At 30.9% G+C, this 17,693-nt stretch carries 16 protein-coding genes; 2 read left to right on the forward strand and 14 right to left on the reverse strand.

Annotation, left to right across the window (positions count from 1 at the left end; translation table 11 throughout):
- Positions 1-100: 100 nt before the first annotated feature.
- The 11 genes from clpX to KQH81_RS11925 form a co-directional block, all read right to left on the reverse strand.
- Positions 101-1,390, reverse strand: a complete 1,290-nt coding sequence (gene clpX, locus KQH81_RS11875; protein WP_027639162.1) for an ATP-dependent Clp protease ATP-binding subunit ClpX — start codon at positions 1,388-1,390, stop codon at positions 101-103.
- A 41-nt stretch (positions 1,391-1,431) separates the two neighbouring features.
- Complete coding sequence (gene clpP, locus KQH81_RS11880) at positions 1,432-2,028, reverse strand: ATP-dependent Clp endopeptidase proteolytic subunit ClpP (protein ID WP_027639163.1); 597 nt, start codon at positions 2,026-2,028, stop codon at positions 1,432-1,434.
- 183 nt (positions 2,029-2,211) lie between these two features.
- A complete protein-coding gene (tig, locus tag KQH81_RS11885; protein ID WP_027639164.1) occupies positions 2,212-3,504 on the reverse strand; it encodes a trigger factor in 1,293 nt (430 codons plus the stop codon).
- Between the two features lie 117 nt (positions 3,505-3,621).
- Positions 3,622-4,443, reverse strand: a complete 822-nt coding sequence (locus KQH81_RS11890; RefSeq protein WP_027639165.1) for a hypothetical protein — start codon at positions 4,441-4,443, stop codon at positions 3,622-3,624.
- Between the two features lie 120 nt (positions 4,444-4,563).
- Positions 4,564-5,004 carry a hypothetical protein gene (locus KQH81_RS11895; RefSeq protein WP_099336391.1) on the reverse strand — a complete coding sequence of 147 codons (441 nt, stop codon included), beginning with the start codon at positions 5,002-5,004 and terminating at the stop codon, positions 4,564-4,566.
- 174 nt (positions 5,005-5,178) lie between these two features.
- Entirely contained in the window at positions 5,179-6,405 is a 1,227-nt protein-coding gene (locus tag KQH81_RS11900; RefSeq protein WP_099336392.1) for a murein hydrolase activator EnvC family protein, read from the reverse strand.
- A gap of 247 nt (positions 6,406-6,652) precedes the next feature.
- Positions 6,653-7,798, reverse strand: a complete 1,146-nt coding sequence (thiI, locus tag KQH81_RS11905) for a tRNA uracil 4-sulfurtransferase ThiI (RefSeq protein ID WP_230028326.1) — start codon at positions 7,796-7,798, stop codon at positions 6,653-6,655.
- Entirely contained in the window at positions 7,795-8,931 is a 1,137-nt protein-coding gene (locus tag KQH81_RS11910) for a cysteine desulfurase family protein (RefSeq protein ID WP_230028327.1), read from the reverse strand. Before KQH81_RS11910 ends, thiI begins: the two co-directional genes overlap by 4 nt.
- A gap of 167 nt (positions 8,932-9,098) precedes the next feature.
- Positions 9,099-9,830, reverse strand: a complete 732-nt coding sequence (locus KQH81_RS11915; protein ID WP_230028328.1) for a TVP38/TMEM64 family protein — start codon at positions 9,828-9,830, stop codon at positions 9,099-9,101.
- A 54-nt stretch (positions 9,831-9,884) separates the two neighbouring features.
- Entirely contained in the window at positions 9,885-10,532 is a 648-nt protein-coding gene (locus KQH81_RS11920) for an HD domain-containing protein (protein ID WP_407647294.1), read from the reverse strand.
- A gap of 93 nt (positions 10,533-10,625) precedes the next feature.
- Positions 10,626-12,080 (reverse strand): DUF1648 domain-containing protein, encoded by a 1,455-nt coding sequence (locus KQH81_RS11925; protein ID WP_027639170.1) that lies wholly within the window; start codon positions 12,078-12,080, stop codon positions 10,626-10,628.
- Positions 12,081-12,220: 140 nt separating this feature from the next.
- Between KQH81_RS11925 and KQH81_RS11930 the strand changes: the two genes are divergently transcribed.
- Positions 12,221-12,418 carry a PspC domain-containing protein gene (locus tag KQH81_RS11930; protein WP_074845876.1) on the forward strand — a complete coding sequence of 66 codons (198 nt, stop codon included), beginning with the start codon at positions 12,221-12,223 and terminating at the stop codon, positions 12,416-12,418.
- Positions 12,419-12,479: 61 nt separating this feature from the next.
- Here KQH81_RS11930 and KQH81_RS11935 read toward each other — a convergent pair whose 3' ends face one another.
- Positions 12,480-13,802: an IS3 family transposase gene (locus tag KQH81_RS11935; protein WP_022788069.1), complete on the reverse strand. Its 1,323-nt coding sequence runs from the start codon at positions 13,800-13,802 to the stop codon at positions 12,480-12,482.
- Positions 13,803-13,927: 125 nt separating this feature from the next.
- Positions 13,928-14,512: an ECF transporter S component gene (locus KQH81_RS11940; RefSeq protein ID WP_027639560.1), complete on the reverse strand. Its 585-nt coding sequence runs from the start codon at positions 14,510-14,512 to the stop codon at positions 13,928-13,930.
- A gap of 290 nt (positions 14,513-14,802) precedes the next feature.
- Here KQH81_RS11940 and KQH81_RS11945 point away from each other — a divergent pair, with 290 nt between their 5' ends.
- A complete protein-coding gene (locus tag KQH81_RS11945; RefSeq protein WP_027639561.1) occupies positions 14,803-14,985 on the forward strand; it encodes an alpha/beta-type small acid-soluble spore protein in 183 nt (60 codons plus the stop codon).
- A 49-nt stretch (positions 14,986-15,034) separates the two neighbouring features.
- On the opposite strand, the gene clpB is transcribed toward KQH81_RS11945, so the two are convergent.
- The gene (gene clpB / locus KQH81_RS11950; protein WP_027639562.1) at positions 15,035-17,623 is read right to left on the reverse strand and encodes an ATP-dependent chaperone ClpB; all 2,589 of its coding nucleotides are present in this window, start codon (positions 17,621-17,623) and stop codon (positions 15,035-15,037) included.
- Positions 17,624-17,693 lie beyond the last annotated feature (70 nt).

Genomic DNA, 17,693 nt, shown 5'->3' on the forward strand with positions numbered 1-17,693 from the left:
ATTATTGTCTTAATAAGTGAATTATATTCCAATGAATTTAAATTTTACAAAAAAAATGATGCCCTTTCTTTTCATAGTAGGACATCATTACCTTAATATATTATGCTGTTTCTATGTCTTTTTTAGTCTTTACTTTTTTGCCTTTTATCTGAGGTCTTTTTTGTCCTTCAATTTTAAGGACTTCTGGTTTTTTAGTTTCAATTGTATCTTTTGTAACTGTAACCTTTGTTATTTCCTCATCTGAAGGGATATCAAACATAATATCTCCCATAGCCTCTTCTATTATAGCTCTTAATCCTCTAGCACCAGTATTTCTACTTATAGCTTCATCAGCTATCTTGTCTAATGCATCTTCTGAGAATTCTAATTCAACATTATCAATCTCAAAAAGCTTTTTATACTGTTTTACTAAAGCATTTTTAGGTTCTTGCAATATTCTAACCAAAGTACTCTTTTCTAAAGCATCTAAAGTAACTATTATAGGAAGTCTTCCTACAAATTCAGGAATTAATCCAAACTTTAGAAGGTCTCCTGGCATAACTTCCTTTAGAATCTTTCCTAAGTCCTTTTCAGTTTTGGATTGAATATCCGCTCCAAATCCCATTGCACTTTTTCTAGTTCTCTTTTCAATTATTGTATCAACTCCATCAAAAGCTCCTCCACAAATAAATAGTATATTACTTGTATTTATTTGTATAAACTCTTGATGTGGATGTTTTCTTCCACCTTGTGGAGGTACTGATGCTACAGTTCCTTCTAAAATCTTTAAAAGCGCCTGCTGTACACCTTCTCCTGATACATCTCTAGTTATAGATGGATTTTCTGACTTTCTAGCAATCTTATCTATCTCATCTATATATATAATACCTTTTTCTGCTCTTTCAACATCATAATCGGCATTTTGTATAAGCTTAAGTAGTATATTCTCTACGTCTTCTCCTACATATCCTGCTTCTGTCAATGTAGTTGCATCGGCAATAGCAAAAGGAACATTTAAAAATTTAGCAAGAGTCTGAGCTAGCAAAGTCTTACCGCATCCTGTAGGTCCTAAAAGTAATATATTACTTTTTTGTAATTCTACATCATTATCAGATTCATTAGAATTTATTCTCTTATAGTGGTTATATACTGCTACTGCAAGAGATCTTTTTGCCTTTTCTTGACCTATTATATACTGATCAAGATAATTTTTAATTTCTGCTGGTTTTGGTAACGTTCCAGTATTAACATGAGTAGTTTCTTCAAACTCCTCAGCAATTATTTCAGAACATAATTCTATGCACTCATCACATATATAAACACCTGGTCCAGCTATAAGTCTTTTTACTTGCTCTTGGTTCTTACCACAAAATGAGCATTTTAATTGTTTTTTATCATCATACTTCACCATTGTCACACCTCACTAATAAGGTCATCTAAGAACTTCTTCTTCTATTCAAACCTTCTTTCTTTTTGATTCCATACTTTATCAATCAATCCGTACTCTTTTGCTTCTAATGCACTCATGAAATGATCCCTCTCAACATCTGCTTTTATCTTATCTAAAGGCTGACCTGTTCTTTCACTTAAAATTTGATTCAATTCATCTTTTATTCTCAAAATTCTTTGAGCATGAATGCTTATATCTGTAGCTTGACCTTGGAATCCACCTAAAGGCTGATGAATCATTATTTCACTATTTGGAAGAGCAAACCTTTTGTTTGGTGCTCCTGCTGCTAATAAAAATGATCCCATAGATGCTGCCATTCCAATACATATAGTAGATACATCAGGCTTTATGTATTGCATGGTGTCATAAATAGCCATTCCCGATGTTATGGATCCTCCAGGACTATTTATATATAGATAAATATCCTTATCTGGGTCTTCACTTTCTAAGAATAATAATTGAGCTACAACTAAACTTGCAGTTGCATCATTGACTTCATCACTTAACATTATTATTCTATCTTTTAACAATCTAGAATAGATATCATAAGACCTTTCTCCACGATTTGTTTGTTCTACAACCATTGGTACAAAACTCATAATATATACCCTCCTTTAATAACCCTTAAACAATACATGTTATATAATATATCCATCTTCGTTTATTTGTAACCATATTTACTATTATATAATAAAAAAAAAATTTATACTAATTAAATTTTTATAAATTTAAAATAATTGCCAGAAACAATAGTTCCGGCAATTATATTTCTTACAGTTATATTATGCTATTTTGCTGCTTTCAACTAGCATTTTGATAGCTTTTTCAACTACTACGTCATGTTTTATAAGATGTCCTTGAGCATTCATTAATAGATCAACCATCTTATCTGTGTTTTCTGCTCCGCCATATTGTTTTGCTATTTCAGTAGCCTTTTCCTTGCACTCTTCATCAGTAGCTTCTAAGTTTTCAGCTTTTATGATAGCTTCAAGAACTAAATCAGTTTTTACCTTCTTTTCAGCTCCTTCTTTCATGAAGCTTCTCATCTTTTCTTCTGTGTTGTTTGTGTATGCATAATATGTTTGAAGATCTAATCCTTGATACTTTAATCTATTTTCTAAATCTTGTATCATAGCATCCACTTCTTTATTTATCATAACTTCTGGTATTTCTACCTTTGCATTTTCAGAAACAGCATTTATTACAGCTTCTTCTTGCTCTCTCTTAGCTCTTTCTTCGTTTGCAGCTTTCATTTTATTTTCTATATCAGCTTTAAGCTCTGCTATTGTGTCGAATTCTGATACATCTTTAGCAAACTCATCATCAAGCTCTGGAAGTTCTTTAGTCTTTATAGCTTTTACTGTTACTTCAAATAAAGCTGGCTTTCCGTTTAACTCTTCTCTTCCATAGTTTTCTGGGAATGTAACATTAATTTCTTTTTTCTCATCAACTTTTGCACCAACTAATTGATCTTCAAAAGTATCTATGAAAGTTCCTGATCCTATTTCTAATTCAAAATCTGTTCCTTCGCCGCCTTCAAATGCAACTCCGTCCATGAATCCCTTGAAGTCTATTACAGCTATATCGCCCTTTGCAACTTCTCCAGCTTCTTTAGTTTCGATTCTTGCATTTTTTTGTTGCATTGCAACTAGTTGCTTTTCAACTTCTTCAGCTTCAACTGGATGTTCTACCTTTGCAACTTCTAACCCCTTGTATTCTCCAAGTTCTACTTCTGGCTTAACAACTACCTTTGCAGTATATACGAAGTCTTTTCCTTCCCCGATTTCTACTACGTCGATTTCTGGATAATCAACAGGGTTTATGTTATTTTCTTCTAATGCCTTTGGATATGTATCCTCGCAACAGAAATTGATAGCATCCTCATATAAAGCTTCTACTCCATAGTATTGCTTTATAATTGCCATTGGAGCTTTTCCTTTTCTGAATCCAGGTATATTAAATCTCTTAACATTCTTTTTATATGATTTCTTTAATGCCTCATTAAATTTTTCAGCTTCAACAGTAACTTCTAACTTAATAACGTTAGTTTCTACTTTTTCCATATTAACCTTCATTGCCTTACTCCTCCTACTTTCCTTTTTATAAGCAATATATTTTAACTAAACCATTATACCACACAATTAAAAAATATTACAAATATTATTGTGAGATATTTTCCATAGGACAGTAAATTAATTTACTTTTGTGGCAGAGCCGTTAGAATTTAATATAAATTTGTTTCCATCTATATCTATATTTATACCATTATCCTCCCAAGCACCAATAGTTATAGATGCACCTTCAAGACCATTTATATTGCTATGAGAATTTGTTGTTACATCAAGTATCCATACATAATATCTTCCTTCTTTATTAAACCAAGGAAGTTGACTAATATATACAATATGAGTATCGTCGATAAATTTAGGACTCTTAGTCCATACATATCCTGGATTAGTGCCTAATATATTTGTTCTTAAAAATTGAGTTCCTGAAGATGATACATAAGTTTCTAAAGTTATATCTTTAGTTGAACCGTTTATATCTTGTAGCACCATTTTTTGACTTGATTCGTCTAATAAAAGCATTTGTTGTGACGATTTGTTTATATCAAAGGAAACTTTATTCGAACCTGGTTCTATAAATTTGAATGATTTTGTTCCATCTTTTTCATCGTATAAAGCCTTTACTGTAACCCCATCTGATACTGTAACATCATAAGACATCTCTTTTTCTTCTGGTGCTTTATCTGTGATATTTTCTTTTTCTTCTGAGTCAGGAGTTTTCTCGTCTTCTACTATATCCTTAGCAGTCTCCTCATTTTTCTCTTCACCCTTGTTTATTTTCGCACTTATAAAGCCAATTTTATCTTTTATAAATGGTTTTGCATAATCACCGAATACTAGAAAGCCTAATATTAGAACAACTATTACTATAAGAGAAATTATGCCCACTTTACGCCTTTTCATTTTTCTTTCATATTCTCTGCTAAATATGCTTGGTTTTCTTTTCAACTTAATACCTCCCAACCTATAATTCAATAATCATTATATATTATAGCTTTGAAAATAGTAACATATATTATATTAAAAAACTCTTAAACTATTTTTGCCCATATCTATATATTTTATTTATTATGTGAAATTTTCCGGATTATTTACTAAATCGCTTATAATAGAAAAGTTCTTCTTTTTCTTTTCTAAGGCTTCGATTTGAAGATATATATTCTGAATCTCATTCCCAAATTCCGCACCATATTCAGCTAAGATTGAGTTTTTTATTTCTACTAAAGGTCTCAACCTCTCCCTTATCTCATTTAAAGCTGAGTTAAGCTCTTGCTTTCGAATCTTTATATCTTCTTTAGATTCATATATTTTATTTAAAGCGGACATTTCATTTTGAATGTCAATAATAAGTATCATATTAGTTGAAATCCTTTGAAGGGCATTTGTCAAATCAGTCCATTTTGTAAAAGGTATTTCTCTTAACATATTTATCTTTTTTTCTTCTAACTTCTTTATAGAAGCATTTATTTGCAACACTTCTTTATGTATAGCATTTTTCCCTACGCTCATAGCCTTACCTCCATCCATAATTATAATAATTTTAGCATACTAGCTTAATAATTCCAACTGATAAGTTTTAAGTCAACTGTTAATAATTAGACTTTAATCACAATTTTAAAAAATCCCACTATGTAATTAAACGAAAAAAGTCTAATTACATAGCGGGCATTTAAAATCACTTTTTTACTTTATATAATTCATAGGATTTTGAGGTGTTCCATTCACCCTCACTTCAAAATGAAGATGAGGTCCTGTACTTACTCCTGTAGAGCCAACCTTAGAGATTATTTCTCCTTGTTTTACAGTTTGTCCACTTTTCACTAGCAAGCTGCTATTATGGGCATATAAAGTTTGTATTCCCCCACCATGATCAATTATAACTGTATTTCCATAACCACCATAGGTACCGGAAAGTACTACAGTACCATTTTTGGAAGCCTTAACAGGAGTACCATAAGGAGAACCAAAATCTGTACCGGTATGTAATTTCTGCTCACCAGTAACAGGATGGGTCCTATATCCAAAATTAGATGTTATTACATCACTTACAGGTCGTATAAAACTACCTCCCTGAGTCTGTGAACCATTAGACCCATTATTTACAGAATTCAGAAAACCCTCTATGTCCTTTTGAAGTTCATCATTACTTTCCTCAAGAGCAAGTATTTGATCATGAAGCTTTCTTTCCTCTGAGGATAAATTATTTTTCTTTGTAATCTTCTCGTTTTCTATAGATTTTAATTCTTTTAAAGCATCTTCATATTTTTGCTTTTCTTGAACCAGTGTTTCTTTAGATGAATTTAGAGATTCTACTTGTTCATTCATTAGAATTCTCTCTTCGTTAAGTTTGTTTTCGCTTAATTCTAGATCATTTTGAGCATCTTCTACCTCTTTAAGTAGTGTTTGATCATTTTTTACTATTCTGCCCAAACCATCTATTCTACTTATGAAATCTCCTATACTTTCACTTTCTAATAAAAAAGAAAATATATTTCCATACATATCTGACTTATATATTCCTCGTAGTCTTTTCCCTAAAACCTCTTCCTTCTTGGTCTTGTCCATCTCAAGAGTTATTATATTATCTTGCAACTTATTTATCTTTTCCTCTAAAGACTTAATCTGGTCTTTTATATCTTGAATCTTTTTTTCGTATTCTTCTACTACAGAATTTTTTTCATTTACAATTTTCGACTGAGCCAAAATTTTAGAACTTAAGTCTTCAATGTCAGATTGAATTTTTGTTTTTTCACCTTCCAGATTACTTTTCTTATTATTTAAATCATTTATTTTCTGGTTGTTCTCCTTCTGCTCCTGCTTCATTCCATCTACAGTTTTTCCATAACTTACAACACTTATATTTGTAATCATTATAGCTGCTAGTGAACAAACTAAAATCTTCTTTTTCATCCCTTTCACCTCCTCTTTAATACAAATTTTCTTCTTTATTATACATTAAATTTATATAAATTTGACTTTAGAATAGTAATGTTGAAAAATTTTTTACATTATTTTATTATACTTAATTATACATTAAACTTTACACCAAGAGACTTCTAAAAGTTTTCTTTAATTTTTATATTAACTTTTTATAAGCACACCACATAAATAAAAGCATAGGATTACTACCCTATGCTTATTCTTAAACAATACTTATTTAAAGGTCAAAAACTTCCATTCCATCTATAGCTTCTTCAACTAGTTTTTCTATTTCAAGAACACTCTCTGACTGTCTTATTTCATTTAATCTTGGTTTAGTCTTTGGATGTTTTGGAACAAAGATAGTACAACAGTCTTCATATGGCAATATCGAAGTCTCATAAGTACCTATTTCATGTGCTATATCCATTATATCTATTTTATCCATAGTTACTAAAGGTCTGAATACTGGTCTATCTGAGCAGTCATCACTACATATTAAACTTTCCACAGTCTGGCTTGCCACCTGTCCTATACTTTCACCTGTGGTTACTGATTGAACTCCAACTTTTTCACCTAAAGCACAAGCAATTCTCATCATGAATCTTCTCATTATAATAGTAAGTTCATCTTCTCTACATTTTTCTATTATGTTCATTTGTATATCTGTAAAAGGTACTACATAAAGCCTTACTCCTCCAGTATACAAAGAAACTATCTTTGCAAGATCCTTTACTTTTTCTTTTGCTCTTTCACTTGTATATGGATGACTGTGGTAATATACACATTGTACTCCCACACCTCTTCTTGCCATCATATATGCAGCCACTGGTGAATCTATTCCTCCTGAGAGCATAAGCATTGTAGAGCCATTCATTCCATATGGAAGCCCTCCAACTGCTTTTATCTTCTTTTCATACACATAAGCTTTATCTCTTATCTCTATCTGAAGGAAAAGCTCTGGTTTTTTAACATCTACTTTAACATCTTCACATTGAGATAATATGTATCCTCCAATGCTTCTGCTAACTTCCATGGAATTCATAGGGAACTCTTTATTTGCACGTTTAGTTTCAACCTTAAATGTAGCTGGATTAATTTCCTTTAATACTCTTAAAGCTTCTTCTTTTATAATATCAAATTCTCTTTCAACTTGGCTTACTATGCATACTTCTGAGACACCAAATACTTTTTTTACTCTTGAGATTATCTGTTCTAAGTCATCTCCCTTTATGAACCATCTATTTTGATCAACTATAAATTCATAAGAAACGCCTCTTAAAACATATTTTATATTATCTCTTAATTTTTTTTCAAATTTATTTCTATTTAGCCCTTTTAGGAATATCTCTGGTGCATATTTTACTAATATAAGTTTATTCATATCCTAATTCTCCTCAAAAATTTTAATGATTTTTCTAATATTGATAGTGTATAGTCAACTTCCTCTAATGTATTCATATCGCTGAAACTAAATCTTATAGTTCCATCAATATGGTCTTTACCTACTCCTACAGCTGTAAGTACGTGGGAGAAATTTTTATCCTTTGATGAACATGCTGATCCTGTAGATACGTATATGCCATCAGCTTCAAGCATGTGAAGAAGTACCTCGCCTCTAACACCTTTAAAGCTAACACTTAAAATATATGGTGAAAATCCATCTTCTAAAGGACTATTAATCGATATGTCCTTAATTCCAGATAATCCTTCTATAAAGTGTTTTTTTATCTCTGTAACCTTATCATAATTCTCTTTAAAATTACATTTAATTATTTCTGTAGCTTTTGCAAAACCCAATGCATTTGCTACATTTTCTGTACCAGACCTTATACCATGTTCTTGTCCTCCCCCATATATTAGAGGTCGTGGTATAAGGTTCTTTTTTACATAAGCAAAACCTATACCTCTAGGCCCGTGAATCTTATGACCACTAGCTGATAATAAGTCTATATTAAACTTCTTTACATCTATATTAATCTTTCCGTATCCCTGTATGGCGTCTACATGAAATTTAGCCTTGCCATGAGCTCTTACGATTTCACCTATAGCCTGTAAATCTTCAATAATTCCAATTTCATTGTTGACTGCCATTACAGAAACTAATATAGTTTCTTTTTTTAATGCAGCTTTTAAAGACTCTAGATTAACTCTTCCATTTTCATCCACATCTAAATATGTAACTTCTATGCCGTTCTCTTCTAAACTTTTTGCAGTATTCAATATACTTGGATGTTCTATTTTTGTAGTTATTATATGTGCTTCCGGTTTTAAAAAAGCTTTTAAAAGAAAGTTGTTACTTTCACTTCCACCAGATGTAAAAATAATCTCATCTTTATCTGCATTTATCATACTTCCAAGAACTTCTCTTGCGTAGTTAAGCTTCTTTTCTGCTACAAGTCCCAATTTATGTACTGATGATGGATTACCATAATAATTCTTCATAGCATATGCTACTTCTTCTACAACCTCGCAATAAGGAGCTGTAGTAGCTGCATTATCAAAATATACTTCCATGGTTTCATCCTTCCTTATTGTTTCCTATATTTTTCAACTTTATTTAATATCTAGTCGTTTAACAACTTCTAACCCTCAAATCGAGTTAAAACTCCACCTGAAGGTTAGAATTCAGTTTATATTATACATTATATTTGTCATATTTGCACTCAATGTTATTATAAAATCTACATTTCTTCAAGCTTTTTTAATATTTTATCTTTATAAAATATCCCAATAAGTACTACTACTAAGGCTATAGAACCTACTACTATAGCTTTTGCATGTTCTCCATTAGCAATATTAGCTCCAAAGTAACATGAGATAGCAAGAGCTGGTATTCTTGCTCCCATTGATAAAGTTATAAACTCAAGTGGTGTCATTTCAGTAAGCCCAAAAATTAAAACAAGAGAATCTTTTGGCATTCCCGGAAGGAGATAAAGTAAAAATGCAACTATTTTTTCTCTTCTCTTTTTAAATTCTTTTTCCTCTTCTTCAGTAATTTCTTTACGCTTTTTATGAAGAATTTTTTCTATTTTTTTATGTAGGTCTTGAGGTACAACTTTTTCCACAAAACTTCTTCCATATTTATGGCTGACTAAAAATAACAAATAGGATCCTACTCCTATTCCGAAAAAAGATATAACTGTTCCCCAAAAAGTACCATATACATATCCTCCAGCTGCCTGTATAACTTCACCAGGTATGAAGAATATGACAACTTGTAATATCTGCAATATAAAAAATACTGCCCAAGACCAGTATCCAAATGACTCTAAATATGCCTTTAATTTTTCCCTGTCTATAAGTAATTTATAAAAGCTTACTATACTATCCTTTGTTAGGTAAATAATAAATGCTGATATTAATATAGTTAATGTTATTATACATAATTTCTTTTTATCTTTTAAGAATTTCATTTTCTCCTCCATTCGAATGCAAAACTTGTCCATATCATTCTTCGTAAGGGCCCTCTATTGGAGAGCTTGGATTTCTGGCTTTTCAATGTGATATTTTTCGCTAATCATATCTACAAATTTTCTTATACCTTCTTTAGTTTCTTCTATCTTTTCTTCATCCATCTCAGCTCTTCCCATTCTATCGCTAAGAGTTATTAATGTTAATTCCTTTAATAATGTATTTTTTATCATCCCATCAGTATCTGCAAAAGGGAGATTATTTGTTACAAATAAAGAATGCATATGATATCTAACTTCAGCAGACACCATATTTATAAATTCCTCATTTTCATTAAAATTCTTTAAAAATTCTCTCGACATATTTTCTCCAACAACATCATGATCATAAGAAGTCCATTTTCCTCGTCTCATCTTTGTAGTTGTTGTTTTACCTATATCATGAAGAAAAAGAGACATCATAAATTCTCTCTTATAATCGCTATATTTTCTATTTTTTGCTCCTTCATCTAGTACAAGCATAAGATGATTCCATACATTCCCCTCTGGATGATATTCTAAATTTTGAGGAATATCCTTCAAATCTCCTATCATTTTAAATGGATATTCGTCTAACTTTCCCTCTTCTAAAATCTCATTCATATAGATAGATGGTTTTTCGTCATTTAGTAAATGATAATTTATTTCATCGTATAGTTTATTCATTTTTATCTCCTCGTATTTTTTAATTTATTAATAGTCTTTATATTCTACAGAAAATTATACCATGAAAAATAAAAGAAGTCCCTTTAAGGGACCTTAAATTTTAAGTTTGTCGTAAAGGCTTCTAGTATCTTCTTCATCTTTGTAATTGATAAAGAAAAACCTTCCTGATTTATCTTGTATTTCTATGCAAGGCTTTGAGGAATCCTCAATGTAAAATTTAACTTTTCCATAGCCTTCCACATTGAAATCACCATATTTTTTATTGTCTATCGCCGTACCTCCTACCCTAAGCTTCACCTTTGGTATAGCATCTCTAAAAGTTATTTGTTCTATATCATCTTTATTTATATTTGTACCATATGAACCTTCTATTTTTAAAGTTTCTTCACTAACTGTAATGGATACCTCCGTACTAAAATAAGTCGCCCACATAGATATTCCTACAGATGCTAGAATAATAACAGCTGTAATTGATGCCGCTATTTTACCGCCTTTAGAAGCAAGATTTATCTCCCAGCCTGTGCCAACTCTTGCTGGAACAAAGACAGCAGGATCATCTTTGTTGTAATAAAACTGTCCCATAATATAATTATCATCATCATCTCTATTTACAATAATTTTCTTATTTTCATTTACACATTCAACGGAATTTTCAGCGTAACATTTACGTAAATTAATACTTTTAACTATTATATAAACAATGAATACCCCCATCGGAATAGAAACTGCTACCCAAATCCATTTAAAACTCAATATATCCGCCATTGTTAAACTTATCATCATGAAAGTCAATGTTGTCGCAAAAGCTCCTCCTATAGTTACCGCTGCACCTAAACGTTTATTATTTTCATTTCTAATCCTTATTTCTTCTATAGTTCCTCCATTATCTATTTCTTTTGCCTTCATAATAATCTTATAAATAATGTAGAAGAAAATTATCATGGCCACACTTATGATAGGAATCATCAATGTTGTTTGAAAAAAAGCTCCAAAACTTTCCTTTACTCCCCACCTATCCGGTACTCCATATAAGTCATAATGTAGAGGTATTCGTTCAGGAAGAGATTGATATCTTATAATAAGTACAATAAAATTTAATATAACTAATACAATTGAAATCCAAAATTTCTTTGCAGATGGTATTTTTTTATTATCTCTATTTTTTATATCAACTACAACTATATTAGATGAAAAGCTATTCTTCCAGTTTTCTTTTTCTTTTATAACCCTTACTTTTTTATTAGCTTTACTAAATAATAAAATCATGGCTAACAATTGTCCAAATATAGCTCCCATAAATATTAGCATTATAAATTTTTCAAATGTTGTAAATATCAATACTAACATAATAAACATTATACTTAAGCTAATTAGAAACCATGATTTTTTATAGCTTTTATCTATATCTTTAAAATCCTTTCTTTCATTAGTCCCAAATGGTATTCTAGCACCGTAAAATATATTCTTCTCACTTAAAGCTTGAATAAAAAATCCACATAAAAATACTATCAAAATGGTTATTGATCCTACAATAGAAAGTGGTATCATAAAAATCTCCCTTCTTTCTTTTTAAAATATACTTCTATTATACTTATAATTTTAGTATATTTATTTAATTCTTTACATATCTATTTCCTAAATATATGATATTAATATAATATAAAATTTTATGGAGTGATTAAATTACAATGAGCGAATCTAAAAAGTTATATAAAAATCGTCAAAACAAAATGTTGTGTGGTGTTTGTTCTGGTGTTTCTGATTACCTTAACTTAGATGTATCTATAATTAGAATCCTGTGGACCTTATTATGTCTAACCTATGGTTCTGGTGTAATTCTTTATTTTGTATGCGCATTAATTCTTCCTGAAAATCCAAACAATTAATAAAAAAGAGTTTATCCCTAACTAAAGTGGAACCTATGTCAAGGACACTAAAAAAAGAGAGCTAGGCTACTAAAAGCTGATTTCTGTATTGAACAGGAGTCAGCTTTTTTAAATTCCACTGGCAACGATCATTGTTATAGTAGTCGATATAGTCATCAATAATTAACTGTAGTTCAGATAAAGTTGAACAAGATTTATAATCAATTTCATCTTTCATATGACCAAAAAATGATTCTTGAGGAGCATTGTCCCAACAGTTACCACGTCTAGACATAGATTGTCCAAGATTCTTAGATTTTAAAAGTTTTTGAAATATTGGACTTGTATAATGACTACCTTGATCTGAGTGAATAAAAGCATCTTTTGCTAATTTGACATTGGAGTTGGCCATTAGTTTAAGTATTGTATTCGTGGCGATATCTAAGGTTATTCTATTAGATAAATTATATGCTAGGATTTCATTAGTAGAAGCGTCTTTGATGGTCGATAAATAAGCCATATTATTATTTGAATATGGTAGATATGTGATATCTGTAAGCAATACTTTACCAGGTATTTCTTGCTTGAAATTTCTATTGAGTAGATTAGGTACCACGGTATGTTCCTTTGTAGCCTTAGCTATACGCTTATATGGATTAGGTTTCCTAATAGGGCAAACTATATTGTACTTTCTCATTATTCTTTGGATACGCCTTCTGCTATACACAATATTAAATTTATCTTTTAAAATCATTTTGATTGATCTTGATCCTTTTTTATAACCTCTATAATTCAGCGCTTCAAGAATAGTATTTCTAATTAAATTATCCTTGTTTTCGCGATTAGTTCTAATATTTTTACAAGACAGATATCTATAGTAACCAGAGCGTGAAACACCAGCCGTACTGCATAGATGTTTGACTACATTATGATTTTGCAACTTGCTAACAATATATTCTATTAAGGCAAATGCTTGTGCTGCAATTAATTTACCTTTTCTCACCTGCCTTTCGTGCAGCTCTAATTTTTTTAACAATTCTACCTCAGCCTTTAAATATTCAATTTCTGCTTTTTGCTTTTCTATTATTTCATCGCTAGTAATACTACGCTTACGTGGTCGACCACTATTTTTTCGTCTAGTGTCGTCTAATCCTAATATTCCATTATCCTTAAATGCTTTTCTCCATCTTGTACCAGCGCATTCAATACGACGAATACCGAGGGTATTTATATCAAATCCAGCTTCTTCAAAAATAACTCTTGAAGTTTTCCCTTTGCTACATTCAGCGATAAAATGTATTTTAAATTCATTAGTATATGTTATTGCTTTTTCACTTACATTGCTCACATATTTATTTCTTGATAGTCTACTAATTTCATCATTTGAAAATCTTATTTTACTCATAGTTAATTCACCTCATAAACTTATTGTACAAAAAAAGAACCTATATAGATAGACTCTCTTTTATTAGTGTCTATCTTATAGGTTCCATTTTAAACAAGGGACAAACTCTTTTCTATTATAATTATTTATCTTTTCATCTTTTTTACTGCTATAACAATAGCTGATGTTATAAAAGCTGATGCTATTGCTTCAATTATTCCATTTGTATATACTAGGCTCATTATAGCCGTTTTCGCACCTGATATAGCTAGCTTATAAGCTTCTGCATATTGGTCTATATACAGCATAAAAATCATTCCTAAAAATCCAATAGTATTAGTCAATGATCCGATCATAGCTGCTAGTCCAACTCTTACCGACTCATTTTTAATCTTTATAAACTTATAGGCGAAATAACATGTTATAGGTATTAAAAGTCTTGGAAGTATTGATACTCTCGGATCAACTATTGCAAATGATAATAATGTAGGTGCCACCATACTTTGATATAAGCTAGATGCTCCAAATATGAAAGCCAAGATAAGTCCTACCTTTGGTCCCTCTATAAGCGCTCCTATCATTACTGGTATGTGAACAATTGTTATTTTTGCTATTGGAAGTTGTATAAATCCTAGGCCGCTAAAACCTAAAAATAATATTATTCCTGCCAATAGTCCAACAATAACAAGTTGTCTCACATTTTTTGTAGTATTTGCTTTTGTACGTTGCATAAAAATCCTCCTCACTCTCATTCCGTTAAGGATATGAGTTGAAACTTAATATAAATTATTCTGTTCGATTTAATATAAATACCGACAGACATATTTTATCATTTTCATTATAAATTTTAAATATTTTTTTACATTATTTTTTAGAATTTTTTTCTTGATTTGGTACAAGGTTTATACTTTGCCTCTATTTTTATAGATTATTTATATTATCCGTGGACAAAATACTATTACAAGACAAGTTAATAATTAAAATTAACAACAACGTCTTGAAATTTAAGGAGGTAATATATATGGCAAAAACATTAGTACCAACAGCAAAACAAGGATTACAAACTTTCAAAAACGAAGTTGCTAGCGAATTAGGAGTTCCATTCAAAGAATACAATGGAGACTTAACTTCTAAACAATGTGGATCAGTTGGCGGAGAAATGGTTAAGAGAATGGTAGAAGCTTACGAAAAGAACATGAAATAAATATAAGCTTAAATAAGGGATTGCCGATTCGGCAATCCCTTTACCATTTCTAGTTGAAAATAAGTTCTCCTTCTTTTTCATCAACAATTACTTGTGAACCATTCTTTACAGTTCCTTTTATTATCTCATAGGCAAGCTTTGTTTCTATTGAATTTTCTATATAACGCTTTAATGGTCTTGCACCATAAAAAGGGTCATAACCTTCTCTTGCTATAAGTTCTTTTGCTTTGTCAGTAAGTTCAATGGTTATATTCTTTTCTTTAAGTTTTCCTCTTACACCTTCAAGGAAGATTTCTATGATATTCTTTATGCTTTCTACAGAAAGAGGTTTAAACATTATTATATTATCAACTCTGTTTAAGAATTCTGGTTTGAAGCTTCGCTTCATTATTTCCATTACCTTCTCTCTAGCTTCTTCTGTTATATTATTGTTTTTTATACCCTCTAAGATGTTGCTGCTTCCTATATTTGATGTCATTATTATTATTGTATTTTTAAAATCTATTATCTTTCCTTTATTATCTGTAAGCCTTCCATCATCAAGTATTTGAAGAAATATATTAAATACATCAGCATTTGCTTTTTCAATTTCATCAAATAAGATTACACTATAAGGCTTTCTTCTTACAGCTTCTGTAAGCTGTCCGCCTTCTTCATATCCAACATATCCTGGAGGAGCTCCAATAAGTCTTGATACGGAGTATTTCTCCATATATTCAGACATATCAATTCTTATCATATTGTCCTCAGAGTCAAATAAAGTTCTGGCTAAAGTCTTTGCCAATTCTGTTTTTCCAACTCCTGTAGGTCCCAAAAATATAAATGAACCTATAGGTTTTTGATTGTCCTTTAGTCCAGCTCTTGCTCTTATAACAGCATCAGTTACAGTATTTACTGCTTCTTCCTGACCTACCACTCTCTTGCTTAGTTCTTCATGAAGCCTTAATAATTTTTGTCTTTCTGTCTCTACTAATCTTGAAACTGGTATTCCAGTCCATTTTGATACTATCTGTCCTATTTCATCCTCAGTTACCTCTTCCTTTAATAGAGCATCATCATAATTCTTTTTTAATATTTCTTCCTTATTTTTTATCTCTTGTTCTAACTTTGGAAGTTCTCCATATTTAAGTTCTGCCACTTTATTTAAGTCATATAATCTTTCATATTTTTCTATATCGCCTTTAACTTTGTCAAGCTGAGCTTTTAAATTTTTGATAGATAATATCTGTTCTTTTTCCTTTTCATACTTTATAGTTAAAGTCTTATCCTGTTCTTTTAAGTTTGATAATTCCTTTTCTATAGCTTCAAGCCTATCTTTACCATAATCTCCGCCCTCTTTTGTGATGGCTTCTTTTTCTATCTCCAGGTGAAGTATTTTTCTTCTTACTTCATCTACAGCTGTAGGCATGCTATCTATTTCTGATCTTATCATAGCACCCGCTTCATCAATTAAGTCTATGGCCTTATCCGGCATATATCTATCTTGTATATATCTGTGAGAAAGCTTTGCTGCAGCTACTATTGCTGAGTCTTGTATTCTTATTCCATGATGTATTTCAAATCTTTCCTTAAGTCCTCTAAGTATTGCTATAGTATCTTCTACAGATGGTTCTTCTACCTTTACAGGCTGAAATCTTCTTTCTAAAGCCTTATCTTTTTCTATATATTTTCTATATTCATCAAAGGTAGTAGCACCTATACAATGTAGGTCCCCTCTTGCAAGAGCCGGTTTTATAAGATTTCCTGCATCCATAGCTCCTTCAGTTTTTCCTGCTCCAACTATGGTGTGAATTTCATCTATAAATAATATTATCTTACCTTTGCTAGTTTCTACTTCCTTCAAAACAGCCTTTAATCTTTCTTCAAATTCTCCTCTATATTTCGCTCCTGCTATAAGAGCACCCATATCAAGTGAGAATATTATCTTATCTTTTAATCCTTCTGGCACATCACCTTTTACAATCCTTTGTGCAAGACCTTCTATTATTGCAGTTTTACCCACTCCAGGTTCTCCAATAAGTACAGGGTTATTCTTGGTCCTTCTTGATAATATTCTTACAACTCTTCTAACCTCTTCATCTCTTCCTATGACCGGATCTATATCATGTTTCCTAGCTCTTTCTACTAAATTTGTTCCATACTTGGTTAAAACGTCATATGTTCCTTCTGGATCCTGAGTTTCAACTCTTTGACTTCCTCTAACAGCTGCAACTATTTTAAGAAAATCCTGTTTATTGATGCCGAAGGTAGCAAGTATACGTCCTACTTCACCTTTATAATCCACATCCATTATAGCTGTAAAAACATGCTCTACGCTTATGAAGCTATCTTTAAATTCCTCTGCTATATTTTCAGCTTTGTTTAATACTTCTTCTATTCTTCTTGTTGCATATACACTGCTTGAACCATCTCCTGAAACTTTAGGCAGTTTTTCTATAAAAGATTGAGTAACATCCAAAACAGTCTTAGGATCTTTTCCCATTTTTTGAATTATATTAGGTATTAGTCCATCTTTTTGAGCTAATAAAGCATAAAAAAGGTGAATTACATCCACTTGAGGATTTCCAAAACGTACTGCTGTGCTTTGAGCATCATTTAATGCTTCTTGAACTTTTAAGGTCATTTTGTCAATATTCATAAGTTCTACCCCTTTCTACATATCTTTCATCAACACATTATAGTTCAATTATAGGATTTGTAAAGTATGA

Origin of the sequence: Clostridium cadaveris, from assembly GCF_020911725.1 — a bacterium.
In the GTDB taxonomy this organism is placed as follows: domain Bacteria; phylum Bacillota; class Clostridia; order Clostridiales; family Clostridiaceae; genus Clostridium_X; species Clostridium_X cadaveris.

Bases quoted from the DNA above. Each gene is read 5' to 3' on its own strand.
- KQH81_RS11940 (WP_027639560.1), bottom strand. From the start codon at position 14,512: ATGCAACGTACAAAAGCAAATACTACAAAAAATGTGAGACAACTTGTT.
- KQH81_RS11925 (WP_027639170.1), bottom strand. From the start codon at position 12,080: ATGATACCACTTTCTATTGTAGGATCAATAACCATTTTGATAGTATTT.
- KQH81_RS11915 (WP_230028328.1), bottom strand. From the start codon at position 9,830: ATGAAATTCTTAAAAGATAAAAAGAAATTATGTATAATAACATTAACT.
- KQH81_RS11910 (WP_230028327.1), bottom strand. From the start codon at position 8,931: ATGGAAGTATATTTTGATAATGCAGCTACTACAGCTCCTTATTGCGAG.
- clpX (WP_027639162.1), bottom strand. From the start codon at position 1,390: ATGGTGAAGTATGATGATAAAAAACAATTAAAATGCTCATTTTGTGGT.
- KQH81_RS11895 (WP_099336391.1), bottom strand. From the start codon at position 5,004: ATGAGCGTAGGGAAAAATGCTATACATAAAGAAGTGTTGCAAATAAAT.
- KQH81_RS11900 (WP_099336392.1), bottom strand. From the start codon at position 6,405: ATGAAAAAGAAGATTTTAGTTTGTTCACTAGCAGCTATAATGATTACA.
- KQH81_RS11930 (WP_074845876.1), top strand. From the start codon at position 12,221: ATGAGCGAATCTAAAAAGTTATATAAAAATCGTCAAAACAAAATGTTG.
- tig (WP_027639164.1), bottom strand. From the start codon at position 3,504: ATGAAGGTTAATATGGAAAAAGTAGAAACTAACGTTATTAAGTTAGAA.
- clpB (WP_027639562.1), bottom strand. From the start codon at position 17,623: ATGAATATTGACAAAATGACCTTAAAAGTTCAAGAAGCATTAAATGAT.
- KQH81_RS11945 (WP_027639561.1), top strand. From the start codon at position 14,803: ATGGCAAAAACATTAGTACCAACAGCAAAACAAGGATTACAAACTTTC.
- KQH81_RS11920 (WP_407647294.1), bottom strand. From the start codon at position 10,532: ATGAATAAACTATACGATGAAATAAATTATCATTTACTAAATGACGAA.
- clpP (WP_027639163.1), bottom strand. From the start codon at position 2,028: ATGAGTTTTGTACCAATGGTTGTAGAACAAACAAATCGTGGAGAAAGG.
- KQH81_RS11935 (WP_022788069.1), bottom strand. From the start codon at position 13,802: ATGAGTAAAATAAGATTTTCAAATGATGAAATTAGTAGACTATCAAGA.
- thiI (WP_230028326.1), bottom strand. From the start codon at position 7,798: ATGAATAAACTTATATTAGTAAAATATGCACCAGAGATATTCCTAAAA.